General features: G+C 49.9%; 12 protein-coding genes. 1 reads left to right on the top strand and 11 read right to left on the bottom strand.

All coding sequences use genetic code 11. The features are described 5' to 3' along the window. Positions 1-105: 105 nt before the first annotated feature. From QZ327_RS12975 to QZ327_RS12965, 3 genes are all read right to left on the bottom strand, one after another. On the bottom strand, positions 106-2,154 hold the full coding sequence (locus tag QZ327_RS12975; RefSeq protein WP_294619949.1) for a dihydrofolate reductase: 2,049 nt from the start codon (positions 2,152-2,154) through the stop codon (positions 106-108). 98 nt (positions 2,155-2,252) lie between these two features. Continuing rightward, positions 2,253-2,717, bottom strand: a complete 465-nt coding sequence (locus tag QZ327_RS12970; RefSeq protein ID WP_294619947.1) for an AraC family transcriptional regulator — start codon at positions 2,715-2,717, stop codon at positions 2,253-2,255. Between the two features lie 254 nt (positions 2,718-2,971). Further along, entirely contained in the window at positions 2,972-3,298 is a 327-nt protein-coding gene (locus QZ327_RS12965) for a hypothetical protein (protein WP_294619945.1), read from the bottom strand. 520 nt (positions 3,299-3,818) lie between these two features. Between QZ327_RS12965 and recQ the strand changes: the two genes are divergently transcribed. Beyond that, complete coding sequence (recQ, locus tag QZ327_RS12960) at positions 3,819-5,642, top strand: DNA helicase RecQ (protein WP_294619943.1); 1,824 nt, start codon at positions 3,819-3,821, stop codon at positions 5,640-5,642. Positions 5,643-5,841: 199 nt separating this feature from the next. Here recQ and QZ327_RS12955 read toward each other — a convergent pair whose 3' ends face one another. From QZ327_RS12955 to QZ327_RS12920, 8 genes are all read right to left on the bottom strand, one after another. Continuing rightward, complete coding sequence (locus QZ327_RS12955) at positions 5,842-6,690, bottom strand: tetratricopeptide repeat protein (RefSeq protein WP_294619941.1); 849 nt, start codon at positions 6,688-6,690, stop codon at positions 5,842-5,844. Between the two features lie 104 nt (positions 6,691-6,794). Continuing rightward, positions 6,795-7,724, bottom strand: coding sequence for a cysteine synthase A (cysK, locus tag QZ327_RS12950; RefSeq protein ID WP_294619939.1), 930 nt, complete (start codon positions 7,722-7,724; stop codon positions 6,795-6,797). A gap of 150 nt (positions 7,725-7,874) precedes the next feature. Next, entirely contained in the window at positions 7,875-8,933 is a 1,059-nt protein-coding gene (gene leuB, locus QZ327_RS12945) for a 3-isopropylmalate dehydrogenase (RefSeq protein ID WP_294619937.1), read from the bottom strand. A 256-nt stretch (positions 8,934-9,189) separates the two neighbouring features. Then, entirely contained in the window at positions 9,190-10,731 is a 1,542-nt protein-coding gene (locus QZ327_RS12940) for an alpha-isopropylmalate synthase regulatory domain-containing protein (protein ID WP_294619935.1), read from the bottom strand. After that, positions 10,721-11,314, bottom strand: a complete 594-nt coding sequence (leuD, locus tag QZ327_RS12935; protein WP_294619933.1) for a 3-isopropylmalate dehydratase small subunit — start codon at positions 11,312-11,314, stop codon at positions 10,721-10,723. The genes QZ327_RS12940 and leuD overlap by 11 nt, the downstream gene beginning before the upstream one ends. A 226-nt stretch (positions 11,315-11,540) precedes the next feature. After that, positions 11,541-12,935 carry a 3-isopropylmalate dehydratase large subunit gene (gene leuC, locus QZ327_RS12930; RefSeq protein WP_294619931.1) on the bottom strand — a complete coding sequence of 465 codons (1,395 nt, stop codon included), beginning with the start codon at positions 12,933-12,935 and terminating at the stop codon, positions 11,541-11,543. Positions 12,936-12,953: 18 nt separating this feature from the next. After that, on the bottom strand, positions 12,954-14,462 hold the full coding sequence (locus QZ327_RS12925) for a 2-isopropylmalate synthase (protein ID WP_294619929.1): 1,509 nt from the start codon (positions 14,460-14,462) through the stop codon (positions 12,954-12,956). Positions 14,463-14,770: 308 nt separating this feature from the next. Then, positions 14,771-15,034: a hypothetical protein gene (locus tag QZ327_RS12920; protein WP_294619927.1), complete on the bottom strand. Its 264-nt coding sequence runs from the start codon at positions 15,032-15,034 to the stop codon at positions 14,771-14,773. Positions 15,035-15,044 lie beyond the last annotated feature (10 nt).

Below are 15,044 nucleotides of genomic sequence, written 5' to 3'. Positions count from 1 at the left end.
GAGGAGCATAGCGGGCTATGTGACGAATAAAAAGAGGAAAACAGACCTGAAAGAACTATCAAAAGAAGCTGAAGAAAAACTTTTTGAAGAAAATTTAAACAGGCTCTAATTGTTTACCGAAGGCAACACCGAATAATCCTTGCTGTAACGCAACATCTGCTCCGCATACCCCTCGTCATAAGTCACGGTTACATCGGTTATATTGCCGTCCGCATCCGTCACAGCCTCATACTTCGGATTGACGAAGCCTTTGTAAGGGGCAAGGTTCAGCTTCTTGTAGCGCTCCAGTACCTCGGCATGCAGCTGCGGGTCTACCTTTACGGCGTATGCCTCTACCAGTTCACGGGCGGCGTCATAGTCACCGGTCGACTTGATGCGCTGTATCTCGGCAAGCAACTCGCCGAACAAGCCGCGCACTTTTTCATAATCGTTGATTACGACGTATGTCTTTCCGTCCTTCTTCACCAGTTCCACCACCTTGTCGGCAGCACCCTTCTCATATACCCAACGGGCTATGAGCTGGCGGTTGCGCATGTGGGCTTCCTCCACATTATTTCCCGGTTCGATACGCACAAGCTGGGTCATCAGACCGTTCATCAGGTAGGTATAGAACTGCGCCTTGTAGGCATCCGCACTCGGAGTCAAACCCAGCTCCACCAGCTTCGGGTCTGCCACATAGTAAAGCCCGAACAGGTCGGCACGCGCCTCTTCGACGGTAGAGCCGTAGGCCTTCAGCGCATCGGGGTCCACGCCCGGAAGCAGTTTGCCGGAACCGTGTCCCAAACACTCGTGCAGGTCGGTATGCAGGTTATCGGTGACATCGGCATATTTGTCTATCAGCTGCAACTCGGCATCGCTATACACAAACTCCTCGTTGAAGCCGTTGCCATGAGCCGCCTTGCTGTAGGCATCCGTGATGTTGCCAATCGTAACGGACTTGGAGCCGTGATGGCTGCGTATCCAGTTCGCATTGGGCAGGTTGATGCCGATAGCCGTTGCCGGATAAAGGTCGCCCGCCAGGATGGCGGCAGTGATGACCTTTGCGGAAACCCCTTTCACCTCTTCCTTCTTGAACTGCTTCTCCACCGGAGAATGGTCTTCGAACCACTGCGCGTTGTCGCTGATAAGCTCCGTGCGGCGGGTAGCCTCCAGGTCCTTGAAGTTCACCAAAGACTCCCAACTGGCTTTCATGCCCAACGGGTCGCCATAACTTTCGGTAAATCCGTTCACGAAGTCGATGCGTGAATTCAAGTCCTTCACCCAAAGGATGGCATAGTCGTCAAAGGTTTTCAGGTCGCCCGTCTCGTAGAATTCGACCAGCTTGGCTATAACCGCCTGCTGTTCCGGAGTTTCGGCAACGGTTTCCGCCTTCTTCAGCCAATATACAATCTTTTCGATAGCCGGACCGTACAGGCCGCCCGCTTTCCACACCTTTTCGAAGACCTTGCCGTCTTCCTTCACCAGACGGCTGTTCAGCCCGTAAGAAACCGGCGTTTCATCCTTGGGGTCTTTCATGGCATTGTAAAAAGCCTCAGCTTCCTGCTGCGTCACCCCGTCATAATAATTACATGCGGAAGTCAGCACCAGGTCTTCGCCCGCCGCCTGGTTCACGCGTTTCGGCATCACCTCGGGGTCGAAGATGACGGGAGCCACCTCCTCGTAAAGCTGTTCCGCCGTCTGCCCGTCGGCAAGCGGAAGTGCAGCGGCGTCCACGCTCAGCAGAGCCTGCCGCAGAAATTCGGGAGAGAAACCCGGCACAAACTTCTCGCTGCCATAATGATGGTGAATGCCGTTGGAGAACCATACCCGTTTCAAGTACACCTCCATCGCCTTGAAATCTGCCGAAGCCTTGTCTCCGGCATAGCCTGTATAGACGGCTTCCAGCATGCGGCGGATTGTGAGGTTGTATTTTCCGTTCTGGTCGAACAAAATGTCACGTCCCTGCAAAGCGGCTTCGGTGAGGTAATAAACTAATTCTTTCTGCTTGAGAGACAAATTCTCAAATTCCGGTACGCGGTAGCGTAAAATCTGTAAGTCTGCAAATTGTTCCACTGTATAATCAAATTTTTCTGCCTCGGCAGTAGTTTTCGGCGCTCCGCCGCAAGCTGTCAGCAAAGACACGGCGGCCACCGCGGAAATCAGTTGTTTTTTCATGTGTTCGGAAGGGGGATAGTTAGTATTAAAATGACAAAAGGAAGTATTCCGGAACACACACTTCCCGGAATATTTCCTTTAGAAACCGTTTTACTGCATTATTTATTTTTCATCGCATGCTTCTTACGATAACCGTTAGGCGTCTCTCCTACATTCTTGTAGAACGCGGCGTAGAAAGACTGGCGGTTGGCGAAACCGACCATCGTGCTGATTTCTTCCACATTTTTGTCGGCATACCGCTTATCGACCAATAAATGCAAGGCGTCTTTCACCCTGTACTCATTCAGCAGACATGAATAATTCATGCCGAAACGGGAGTTTACAACCGCCGACAAATAGCGTGTGTTGGTCTGCAACTCTCTTGCCAAATCCTTTGCAGAATAATTGGGGTCTCTGTACTTCTTTTGCACAACGATGATGTTCAATATCTTGTCATACAGTTCGTCTGCCAGTTCCGGACGAATCAGGGAACGGTAGGCGGCCTTCTTTTCTTTCTTTTCGCGCAGGTTGTAGGGCTGCTTCTTCGCAGCCTCTTCCTGTACTTTGTTTTCTAAATCACTCATTGAATTAACTGGTTAGGGGTTGTTTAAATATGGGCATCCAAGAGAATCTCCCTTAGATTACACAAAAGTCCGATATTTTTTTCTAATACGCAACTTTCCCATGTATATTTTTGATACATAAACAATGAAAGCCACTGAAAAGAAAGGGAGTACGTTCAATAATAAGATTATTTAACTTTACTATCAGGCGTCCGCCGGAAGCCTGTTCCGGTTTTCAACTAAAAAGGTTTTACCGGCTCCCGCCCGAGCTTCCTTCAGACCCGCTTGCCCGCCTTTTCCCGCCATATAGCGGACCATGCCCTGCGGGCAAAACGGGAAAATGTCTTTTTGTCCATACTGCCTGCGGTTTCCTGACAAACTGTATTTTCCAATGCCGTAGAATCGCCTGTTTCCCTCCCGATGTGCTGTCGGTCGGAAAAAACGGAACGAAAACCGGGCATCTGACACATAACCAGCGCAATAGCGAAATCCTTACAAACAAACCAGCGCGGAAAAACGCCGGAAACGCCCCGTGCGGGCATCCCGTTTGCCCGATATTGGTGTTTGCGATGAGCGGCATTAATGCCGCTCGTGATGAACATTAGTGTCTATCGCGACAGACATTAATGTCCCTCGCCACAGACATTAATGCCGCTCGGCTGAAACACCCGTGTCCAACGGAAGAAAAACCCTTTTCCCGCATAAACGGTGCATTTTTATCGAAAAAAGAAGCATATCCATCCGCGTTTTATGCAAGTCTCCCCTATTCCGGAGGAAAGGCGCAGGAACGGAAGTAAGCAAAAAGAGGTTTTTGCCGACTTTTTGCCATAAAGCGCACGGCTTTTTCATTTACAGGAATTAGAGGAGTTAAAAGGAGTTATCAGCCGCCAAGCCGGCTTAGGGAGTTAAAGGGAGTTATCACTTCGTTAGAAGCCGATACTTTTGTAACAATGTCATACACAAAAGTATCGGCTCTAACTACTTTAACTCCTTTAACTACTCTAACTACTGTAACTCCTCTAACTCCCCCTAAATGCAAAAGCGGAGCATAAAGCGGAGCCGGTTTGTGTTTTATGCAATAATTAATGTAACTTTGTGGTCCTAAAAACATCGACCCCGCTTATGCTACAAACGCTTAAAACCTACTTCGGCTACGACAGTTTCCGTCCTCTGCAAGAGGAGATTATCCGTCACATCCTGAGCGGAAACGACGCACTTGTGCTAATGCCTACGGGCGGCGGAAAATCAATCTGCTACCAGCTGCCCGCACTGCTCCGTGAAGGCACTGCGGTAGTTGTCTCCCCGCTTATCTCCCTGATGAAAGACCAGGTGGAGGCATTATGCGCTAACGGCATCAACGCCGGAGCGCTGAACAGCAGCAATGACGAAACGGAGAACGCCGCCCTGCGCCGCGCCTGCACGGAAGGCAAACTGAAACTGCTGTATATATCGCCGGAGAAGCTGCTGGCAGAGACCAACTACCTGCTGCGGGACATGCACGTGTCGCTTTTCGCCATCGACGAGGCACATTGCATTTCGCAATGGGGACATGATTTCCGTCCGGAATACGCGCAAATGGGCATCCTGCGCCAACAGTTTCCGCAAGTGCCTGTCGTTGCCCTGACCGCCACCGCGGACAAGATTACGCGCGAAGACATCGTCAGGCAGCTCCATCTGGACCATCCCCGGATATTCATCTCCTCTTTCGACCGCCCCAACCTGAGCCTCACCGTGAAGCGGGGTTACCAGCAGAAAGAGAAATCCAAAGCAATCCTCGACTTCATAGCCCGTCATCCCGGAGAAAGCGGCATTATATATTGCATGAGCCGCAGCAAGACGGAGACTGTCGCACAGATGCTCCAGAAGCAAGGCATCCGCACCGCCGTCTACCATGCCGGGCTCTCCCCCGCCCGCAGGGACGAAGCGCAAGACGACTTCATCAACGACCGCGTGCAAGTGGTGTGCGCCACCATCGCTTTCGGCATGGGGATAGACAAGAGCAACGTGCGCTGGGTCATTCACTATAATCTGCCCAAAAGCATCGAGAGTTTCTATCAGGAGATAGGGCGTGCCGGAAGAGACGGGCTTCCAAGCGACACGCTGCTGTTTTACTCGCTGGCAGACTTGATTTTGCTCACCAAATTCGCCACCGAAAGCGGGCAGCAGGGCATCAACCTGGAGAAGCTGCAACGCATGCAGCAATACGCCGAATCCGACATCTGCCGACGCCGCATATTGTTAAGCTATTTCGGAGAGAAGGCGGACCGCGACTGCGGCAACTGCGATGTATGCAAGAACCCGCCGGAACGCTTCGACGGGACTGTCATCGTGCAAAAAGCCTTAAGCGCCATTATCCGCACGGACCAGCAGGCGGGCACAGGCGTGCTGGTGGATATCCTAAGAGGGAACATGTCTGCCGAAGTGGTGAACAAAGGCTACCAGCAGCTGAAAACATTTGCCGCCGGACGCGAAATCCCGGCGCGCGACTGGCACGATTATCTGCTGCAAATGTTGCAACTGGGGTATTTCGAGATTGCCTACAATGAAAACAACCATCTGAAAATAACCTCTACGGGCAGCGATGTCCTTTTCGGCAGAGCCACCGCCCAGCTGGTAGTGATACGCCGGGAAGAAACGGCTGAAAACAAACGGGGCAGAAAGCGGAAAACCGCCGTCACTGCCAGGGAGTTACCCTTGGGACTGCCCAATACGGAGAACAGCGACCTCTTCGAAGCCCTGCGGGAACTGCGAAAACGCCTTGCCGACGAAGAGGCATTGCCTGCCTATATCGTCTTGTCGGACAAGGTGCTTCATCTGCTCAGCACCTCACGCCCCACAACAATCGAGGAGTTCGGAAACATCAGCGGCATCGGGGAGTATAAGAAGAGAAAGTATGGAAAGGAGTTTGTGGATTTGATACGGAAATACGACGGGGACGCATTCTGAATCCTCTTCTTAGAGCATGGCTTAAATTTTGTCCTGCATCATCCTGATAGTTCTTTCCGAGGATGTTTTCCTGTTTTTATGAGGAGCATAACGGGCTGTGTGACGGATAAAAAGAGGAAAACATCCCCGGAAAAGGATTTGGGAAGAAGCGCAAGAGAACTTTTTGAAGGGAATTTAAAACAGACGCTAAATCCCCTTCTTATTTCGCCTGTTTCAGCAAGTGGCGCAAGTCGGCATGCGGAACGCCCAGAGACATGGCTTTCTCGAAATCGCGTCTCGCCAGCTCTTTTTTCTTTTGGGCAAGATATACCTCGCCGCGCATCAGGTATATCTCGGGTTGCGAGCCGTCAAGCCTTATCGCCTCCTCCAAGTCGACCAACGCCATGTCCGCATGGTGCAGGTCTTTCTCCACTCCGGCACGAGCCACATAGAGCATGGCATATTGGGCAGCGGAGAACCGGGGAGATTCGGCGCCGGTTGCAATCATACTGTTCAGTATGCGCAACGCTTCTTCGTATTTTCCCTCTTTTTGTTCCAAAGTGGCGAGGCCGAGACCACCGTTGTAGCTGGCAGGCTCCGCCTTCAACAAGCGTTCATAATCCGCCTTTGCCATCTTATACTCACGTTGCTGCATATAAATATAGGCACGCATCAGCAAAGCCTCCGCATTGTTGTTCTCCAAATCCAGCACCAGCGAATAATCGGCTTGAGCCAGGTTGTTACGCCCTAACTCCATATAGAGAGCCGCACGGTTCAGCAAAATAGGGACTGCCCGCGGAGCGATATTCAAAGCAAAGTGATAGGACTCCAAAGCCCTTTCGTATTGCCGCCGGCGCCGTTGTATGGTTCCGAGATTGGAAAACAGAAGGGCATTATGCGGATTTGCCGGTTCCTGTTTCAAGGCTTGGCGGATATACGTTTCCGCTTGCGGCAGGCTGTCCTGTTCCGTATAAGCTACGGCACGGTCGCAAAGTTCCTGATAGGTTTGCGAAAACACAGGCATGCAGCCTGCCAATGAGCATATAATGAGAAAAAGACGTTTCTTCATACTTCTTGTTTTTAAGCAGATATTGAAATTTCATTTATAGGGCGGAAAGGAATTTAAAGGGAACTGGATAAAGGTGTGCATAAAAACATAGAATGCACAATCTCTTAAACAAACAGTTCCGTAGACAGGTATCTTTCTCCCGTATCAGGCAGCAAGGCAACCACCATCTTGCGGGCAAACCCGGGACGTTCCGCCAGCAAGCGCGCCGCGTAGAGTGCCGCACCGGAAGAGATTCCCGCCAGTACCCCCTCGGCGGACGCCAGTTCGCGTCCGGCACGGATGGCTTCATCGTCCGGCACGGGAATCACCTCGTCCACCATCGCATCATCATAAAGAGGTGGAACGAAATTCGCCCCGATGCCCTGTATGCGGTGCGGGGCAGCCTTTCCCCCCTCGAGCACAGGAGACGAAGCGGGCTCGACGGCAACAATATAAATATCCGGATTGTGCCTTTTCAAAGCACGTGCCACACCGGAAACCGTGCCGCCCGTACCTACTCCGGCAACAAACACATCCACCTGCCCGTCCGTGTCCGCCCAGATTTCCTCGCCTGTGGTGAGTTCGTGCGCCCTGGCATTGGCAGGGTTTTCAAACTGTTGCAGAATGACGGCACCGGGTATCTTGTCCCTCAGTTCCTGCGCTTTGGCAACGGCACCCGCCATACCCGCCGCGCCATCTGTCAACACGATTTCCGCTCCGCGGGCTTTCAGCAAGTTACGGCGTTCGATACTCATTGTCTCGGGCATGGTCAGTATCAGGCGATAGCCTTTGATGGTTGCGACCATTGCCAGCCCTATTCCCGTATTGCCGCTGGTAGGTTCTACGATAGTGGCACCGGGTTTCAATATCCCACGTGCTTCGGCATCCTCAATCATCGCCAGCCCTACGCGGTCCTTTACGCTGCCCGCCGGATTGAAAGACTCCAATTTGACGACTATATTACTCTTCAGTCCATACTTGCGACTGTAGGCGGACAGTTCCAACAAGGGAGTATGTCCGATAAGTTCCGTCAGGTTCTTTGCTATTTTTGCCATAACTGCCAGAGTTTATATAACACATAATATACAAATGGGGAGATACATCAAAAGTAAACTCATTATCACCGACAGGCGCATTATACTCTTGATATATCTCCCCACAAAGGTAGGAAAAAAGCGTTTGTTCCTTTATTTCCTTAATAAAGATTAGTGTTTGATGTAGTCGACAATCCACGCACCCACCTCTTTCGTACCGTATCCGGCAGCACCTTCCACCTGGATTTCCGGCGTACGGATGTTTGCATCGAGCGAAGCATCTACCGCTTTGCGGATAAGCGCGCCCTCCTCTTTCAGGTCGAAGTACTCGAACAGCATGGCTACGGAAAGTATCTGAGCCAACGGATTGGCTATGTTCAGCCCCTTTGCCTGCGGCCATGAACCGTGGATAGGCTCGAATACGGGAGTGCTTTCGCCGGTGGAAGCCGAAGGGAGCAACCCCATGGAACCGCTGATGCAGGAACCTTCATCGGTCAGGATATCGCCGAAGGTATTTTCCGTCACCATCACGTCGAAGAACTTGGGTTCTTGAATCATGCGCATGGCGGCGTTGTCCACGTACATATAGTCGGTGGTGACTTCGGGATAGCGGGGAGCCATCTCCTGAGCTATCTGACGCCACAGGCGCGAAGAGGCAAGCACGTTCGCCTTGTCTACCACCGTCAGGTGCTTGCGGCGCTTCATGGCATACTCGAAACCGACTTTCAGGATGCGTTCAATCTCCGGACGGGTGTACATGTTGGTGTCGTACGCCTTATCGTTGTCCTGGTATTTCTCACCAAAATACATACCGCCGGTCAGTTCTCGGATGCAGAGAAAATCGGCACCGTCCACCAGCTCGGCACGGAGGGGGGATTTGTGCAAAAGGCACTTGAACGTCTGTACCGGACGGACGTTGGCAAACAGTCCCAACCTTTTACGCATAGCCAGTAACCCTTGTTCGGGGCGTATCTTTGCGGTGGGGTCGTTGTCGAATTTCGGGTCGCCTACGGCAGAGAAAAGCACCGCATCGGCATTCTTACAAGCCTGATAGGTGGTTTCGGGAAAAGGGTCGCCCACTTTGTCTATCGCATCCGCACCGCAGATGGCATATTCGTAACTCACTTCATGACCGAACTTCTCGCACACGGCGGTCATCACGTCCACACCTACGGCAGAGATTTCGGGGCCGATACCATCGCCGGCCAATACTGCAATTTTAAAGTCCATTGTCTTCTTCAATCTTCATTATCTTTTAATAATTCTTCTACTTTATCTTTACATTTCTTGTTCTTCCGGCGCCTGCGGTTGCCTGCCATAAAGCCGGCTGTAAGAAGTAATACACATATCACATCCCAAACTTCTACAAGCTGCGCTTCATTATGATACCAATGCAGAAAGATACGAAACAGCAATATCATACAAGCAAAAGACAAGTAACTTGCCCCGGGATGCTTTTCAAAGAAGTTCCTCATATCATCAAGCATCATACTTCGTACTCCTTCTCGATGATGTTCAACATCTTCACCGTAGCCTTGATTGCCGCTTCCGTCTGGTCGGCATCCAGCCCTCGGGTGCGGAATACCTTATCTTCGAAGCTCCAAGTGATTACGGTCTGCACAAAGGCATCGGTACGGCCGCCGGGGGGGATGGTCACCGCATAGTTTGTCAGCATGGGAAACTTCCGTCCCAAAGTCTGCTTGTATATCTTGCGCAAAGCACGGACAAAAGCATCATACTGACCGTCACCACCGGAACTCTCCTCATATTCCCTGCCGTTGATTTCTATCTTCAGCGTGGCCATCGGCTTCAACCCGTAGGCAAGGTTCACGATATAGCTTTTCAGCTTTACCCGCTCGTCCGCAATGCCGTGTTTCAATACGTCGGAAACGATGTAGGGCAGATCTTCCTGCGTCACCTGTTCTTTCTTGTCGCCCAATTCGATAATACGCTCGGTGACCTTGCGCATGGATTCTTCATCCAGATCAAGCCCCAAGTCTTCCAGGTTTTTACGGATATTCGCTTTTCCACTGGTCTTGCCTAAAGCATACTCGCGTTTACGACCGAAACGTTCGGGCAAGAGGTCGTTGCAATAGAGATTGCTCTTGTTGTCGCCATCGGCATGCACGCCCGCTACCTGCGTAAACACATTCTCGCCCACAATGGGCTTATTGGCGGGGATGACAATGCCCGAATAGGACTCTACCACGCGACTCACATCGTTCAGACGGCTTTCGTCAATGTTGGTGACGGCGCTGAAATGGTCTTTCAGAATTGCCTGCACGCTGGCAAGAGGAGCATTTCCGGCACGCTCGCCCAGACCGTTGATGGTGGTGTGCAACCCCTTGCAACCGCTGAGCACGGCAGCAAGCACATTGCTCACGGCAAGGTCGTAATCATTGTGAGCATGGAAGTCAAAATGGGCGTACGGATAGCGTTTCACCATTTTCCGCATAAACTCAATGACTTGCAGCGGGTTCAGCACACCCAGCGTGTCGGGCAACATATACCGCTTGATGCCGGTCTGCACCAATGCGTCCATAAGTTGGAAAACATATTCGGGCGACTCTTTCATGCCGTTGCTCCAATCTTCCAGGTAGACGTTCACTTCCATGCCTGTCTTATTAGCGTAACCCACTGCTGCCTGAATGTCCGCGATATGTTCTTCGGGCGATTTCTTCAACTGGCAAGAGCAGTGTTTCAACGAGCCTTTGCAGAGCAGGTTGATGACGCGGCAGCCGGCGGCGTGTATCCAATCGACCGATGTATGCCCGTCTACGAAGCCGAGCACTTCGACCCTGGACAACATGTCGCGGCGGGCTGCCCAGTCGCATATCATTTTCACTGCGTCAAACTCTCCTTCGGATACCCGTGCGGAAGCCACTTCCACCCGGTCTACTTTCAACTCTTCAAGCAGCAAGCGGGCTATCATCAGCTTCTCGTGGGGCACGAAAGATACTCCGCCGGTCTGTTCGCCGTCGCGGAGCGTGGTGTCCATGACTTCTATCTTCGGATGATTATGCTTCATGGCTCTTCTCCCAGCATTCTATCTTATTTCTACTCTCTACAAGGAAGTCGATGTCGTCCAGACCGTTCATCAGGCAATGTTTTTTATAGGCATTGATTTCGAAGTGTTCGCTCCTGCCTGTCGCTTTGTTGGTGATGGTCTGTTGGGGCAGGTCTATTTCTACTTCCGTCTTGGGATTGGCAAAAATTGAATCGAAAAGTTCTTTCAGGAACGGTTCGCTCACCACTACAGGCAACACGAAGTTATTCAACTCGTTGTTCTTGTGGATATCTGCAAAGAAACTGCTGACCACCACGCGGAAACCATAGTCGGCTATCGCCCATGCCGCATGTTCGCGGCTGCTCCCGGAACCGAAGTTCTTGCCGGCAACAAGGATTTGTCCGCCATACGTAGGGTCGTTCAGCACGAAAGACGCTATTTTATTGCCTTGCTTATCGTAACGCCAGTCACGGAAGAGGTTCGCGCCAAAGCCTTCTTTGGTGGTGGCTTTTAAAAAACGCGCCGGAATGATTTGGTCGGTATCTACGTTCTCCAAAGGAAGGGGGACGCAAGTGCTGTTGATGATATTGAATTTCTGTTTCATTGTTGCTGTTATTAGATTGTTCTTTATTCACTGCAAAAGGCACTAAATCTTACAAAGTTTCCTTCTTCTTTCATCTTATTTTGAGATAAAAGAGCATTAGGATATAAACGATGCGGAGAAATACGGATGGCATCCAAATTTATTCTTTTGTCCTTATGCCCTTTGGTTCTTCTTACGTCCTTTTATTCTTATGTACCAAATATGAACTTCTGCAGTGAACCTTGATTTAGATAAATTCTCTCGGGTCTGTAATCACCCCTGTCACTGCTGCAGCAGCAGCCACCAGCGGACTGGCAAGCAGGGTTCGCGCACCCGGTCCCTGGCGTCCTTCGAAGTTACGGTTACTGGTGGACACAGCATACTTTCCGGCAGGTACTTTATCATCGTTCATCGCCAGACAAGCCGAACATCCCGGCTGACGGATAGCAAATCCCGCCTCTTCCAATATCTTATCCAACCCCTCCTCACGTATCTGTGCATCTACCATCCACGAACCGGGCACCAGCCATGCCACTACATCCGCTGCTTTCTTACGCCCCTTTACAATAGAAGCAAAGGCGCGAAAATCTTCGATACGACCGTTAGTGCAAGCGCCCAAGAACACATAGTCTATCTTCTTGCCCAGCAACGACTCGCCTGGACGGAAATCCATATACTCCATAGACTTCATGAAAGAGGCTTTGGCTGCCTCACTCATATCTCCGGTCCCGGGGATGTGTTGCGTGATGCCCATACCCATGCCCGGGTTGGTGCCATAGGTAATCATCGGCTCAATATCAGCAGCATCAAAGTGCACTTCCTTGTCGAAACGGGCATCATCATCGCTTTTCAGCGTATTCCAGTATGCCAACGCCTTATCCCATGCTTCGCCTTTCGGAGCATATTCGCGCCCTTTGATATACTCGAAAGTGGTCTCGTCCGGTGCCACCATACCACCGCGAGCACCCATTTCGATGCTGAGGTTGCACAGCGTGAGACGTCCTTCCATAGACAAACTGCGCACAGCTTCTCCGGCATACTCCACAAAGTAGCCCGTAGCGCCGCTGGTTGTCATTCGGGACATCATATAGAGTGCCACATCTTTGGCAGTCACTCCCTTGCCCAGTTTGCCATCTACAGTGATACGCATTGTTTTAGGACGGGTTTGCAGAATGCACTGCGAAGCCATCACCATTTCCACTTCGCTTGTACCGATACCGAAAGCTACCGCTCCCATAGCACCGTGAGTGGACGTATGCGAGTCGCCGCACACAATCGTCATGCCCGGCAGAGTCAGTCCGCGTTCCGGTCCCACCACATGGATGATGCCGTTCTTCTTATTCATCATGCCAAAATGTTCCAGACCGAAGTCTTCCGCATTCTTGGCCAGCGTATCTACCTGAGTCTTTGAAACAGGATCTTCGATAGGCTTATCCTGATCGTGTGTCGGTGTATTATGGTCGGGCATACAAAATATCTTCTCCGGACGAAAGCATTTAAGCCCTCGGGCACGCAGTCCGGCAAAAGCCTGCGGGCTGGTTACTTCATGGCAATAAAGCCTGTCTATATAAAGTTGTGTAGGTCCGTCTTCAACTTTCTGCACAACATGGGCATCCCATATTTTATCAAATAATGTATTCATCTGAATTGAGTTTTTTAATCATAAATCTGAAACCGTCTTGAATTTATTGATACAGTCTATATAAGCTTCTACCGATGCCGCTATGATATCCGTATTGGCACCGAAACCATAGTAGATACAGTTATCATATTCTACCTGCATGTGTACCTTGCCCATATCATCGCTACCCTTACTGATGGCTTGAATGGTAAACTCTTTCAGAATCATGTGGCGGTCTATTATCTTTTTCAAGGCTTTGATAGCAGCATCTACCGGACCATTCCCACTGGCAGCAGCCTCAAACTTTTCACCGGCGATATTCAGCCCTATACTGGCAACGGAACGGACACCTACCCCACTCGTCACCTGCAAGTACTCCAGTTTGATGCGATGATTCTGCGAACGGTCTGCACCTGCCAATACTAAAATATCATCATCGTTAATGTCTTTCTTCTTGTCGGCAAGTTTCAAGAACTCTTCATAAATCTTATCCAACTTCTGCTGCTCCAAAGATACGCCCAATACCTGCAAACGATTCTTCAATGCAGCACGCCCGCTGCGGGCAGTCAATACGATGGAATTATCATCAATGCCTACATCGTGCGGATCAATAATTTCATAAGTCTGCACATTCTTCAACACACCGTCCTGATGGATACCCGATGAGTGGGCAAAAGCATTGCGACCTACGATCGCCTTATTAGGTTGCACCGGCATATTCATCAGACTGGATACCATACGGCTGGTAGGATAAATCTTCTGCGTATTGATATTGGTATCAATATCAATGTCTTTATGACACTTGATAATCATCGCAACTTCTTCAAGTGAAGTATTTCCCGCACGTTCACCGATGCCATTGATAGTAACCTCCACCTGGCGGGCTCCGTTAAGCACGCCTGCCATCGTATTGGCAGTGGCCATGCCCAAATCATTGTGACAATGAGTAGAGATAATAGCCTTATGAATACCATCCACATGTTCCATCAGATATTTAATCTTCGCGCCATATTCGCCGGGAAGGCAATATCCGGTAGTATCAGGAATATTCACCACCGTAGCACCTGCCTTAATAACGGCTTCCACCACACGCACCAAATATTCGTTATCGGTACGTCCGGCATCTTCCGCATAGAATTCAACATCTTCTACATAACGACGGGCATACTTCACAGCTGCTACGGCACGCTCGATAATTTCATCACGATTAGAGTTGAATTTATATTTGATGTGCGAATCGGAAGTTCCAATACCGGTGTGAATACGTTTATGTTTAGCAAATTGCAACGCCTCTGCCGCAACATCAATATCTTTTTGCACGGCACGCGTCAAAGCACAAATTGTTGGCCACGTCACAGCCTTCGATATCTCAATCACTGAGTTGAAATCTCCCGGACTTGAAACCGGAAAGCCGGCTTCAATAACATCTACCCCCAATATTTCCAGCTGCTTGGCTACCTGAATCTTTTCCACTGTATTCAACTGGCATCCCGGAACTTGTTCACCATCGCGGAGCGTTGTATCAAAAATAAATAATTTATCACTCATCGCTTTATTGCATTTATAAATTCATATTCCATAAAAAAAGCCTTTCGCACTAAGAAGTGAGAAAGGCTTTCATATATTATTATATCCTACATATATTTATGCACAGCACCCACTTCCACTAAACTTTGCCAGTAGAATAATAATACCACACGATAGAATATATGTAAAACTCCAAATCATCTTATCTTGTTTGTTTAATAATGCAAAGGTATAGATTATTTCGTATTACTTACTCTGATATATCACAAAAAAGACGTATCCGTAAGGTACGCCTTTCTTTTATACTTCAATTCAATACAAATTTTGAATTACTTCTTTTGACAAGGTTTATTGCACTTGGCACTATCGCAAGCTGTCTTTGGGCAATTTGTTTGCGAACAGTTAGACTTCGGACAAACAGCAGAAGCAGCTTGGCAACACGCATTTACAGAATCACATACTTGTTCTGTCTGTGCAGCGCAACAAGAATTAGCTTCGGTAGAAACTGCATCAGCAGCTTTTTTATTACAACATGATGTAACAGCGAAAGAAAACACCACTGCCACGGCAGCGAATAAAACTTTAGTTTTCATACTTCAATTT

It is taken from the genome of uncultured Bacteroides sp. (assembly GCF_910578895.1).
GTDB lineage: Bacteria > Bacteroidota > Bacteroidia > Bacteroidales > Bacteroidaceae > Bacteroides.
This window is presented reverse-complemented; position numbering and strand designations above follow the sequence as displayed.

Excerpts from the sequence above, each read along its gene's own strand:
- QZ327_RS12975 (WP_294619949.1), bottom strand. The coding sequence starts at position 2,154 with ATGAAAAAACAACTGATTTCCGCGGTGGCCGCCGTGTCTTTGCTGACA.
- QZ327_RS12970 (WP_294619947.1), bottom strand. The coding sequence starts at position 2,717 with ATGAGTGATTTAGAAAACAAAGTACAGGAAGAGGCTGCGAAGAAGCAG.
- QZ327_RS12965 (WP_294619945.1), bottom strand. The coding sequence starts at position 3,298 with ATGTTCATCACGAGCGGCATTAATGCCGCTCATCGCAAACACCAATAT.
- recQ (WP_294619943.1), top strand. The coding sequence starts at position 3,819 with ATGCTACAAACGCTTAAAACCTACTTCGGCTACGACAGTTTCCGTCCT.
- QZ327_RS12955 (WP_294619941.1), bottom strand. The coding sequence starts at position 6,690 with ATGAAGAAACGTCTTTTTCTCATTATATGCTCATTGGCAGGCTGCATG.
- cysK (WP_294619939.1), bottom strand. The coding sequence starts at position 7,724 with ATGGCAAAAATAGCAAAGAACCTGACGGAACTTATCGGACATACTCCC.
- leuB (WP_294619937.1), bottom strand. The coding sequence starts at position 8,933 with ATGGACTTTAAAATTGCAGTATTGGCCGGCGATGGTATCGGCCCCGAA.
- QZ327_RS12940 (WP_294619935.1), bottom strand. The coding sequence starts at position 10,731 with ATGAAGCATAATCATCCGAAGATAGAAGTCATGGACACCACGCTCCGC.
- leuD (WP_294619933.1), bottom strand. The coding sequence starts at position 11,314 with ATGAAACAGAAATTCAATATCATCAACAGCACTTGCGTCCCCCTTCCT.
- leuC (WP_294619931.1), bottom strand. The coding sequence starts at position 12,935 with ATGAATACATTATTTGATAAAATATGGGATGCCCATGTTGTGCAGAAA.
- QZ327_RS12925 (WP_294619929.1), bottom strand. The coding sequence starts at position 14,462 with ATGAGTGATAAATTATTTATTTTTGATACAACGCTCCGCGATGGTGAA.
- QZ327_RS12920 (WP_294619927.1), bottom strand. The coding sequence starts at position 15,034 with ATGAAAACTAAAGTTTTATTCGCTGCCGTGGCAGTGGTGTTTTCTTTC.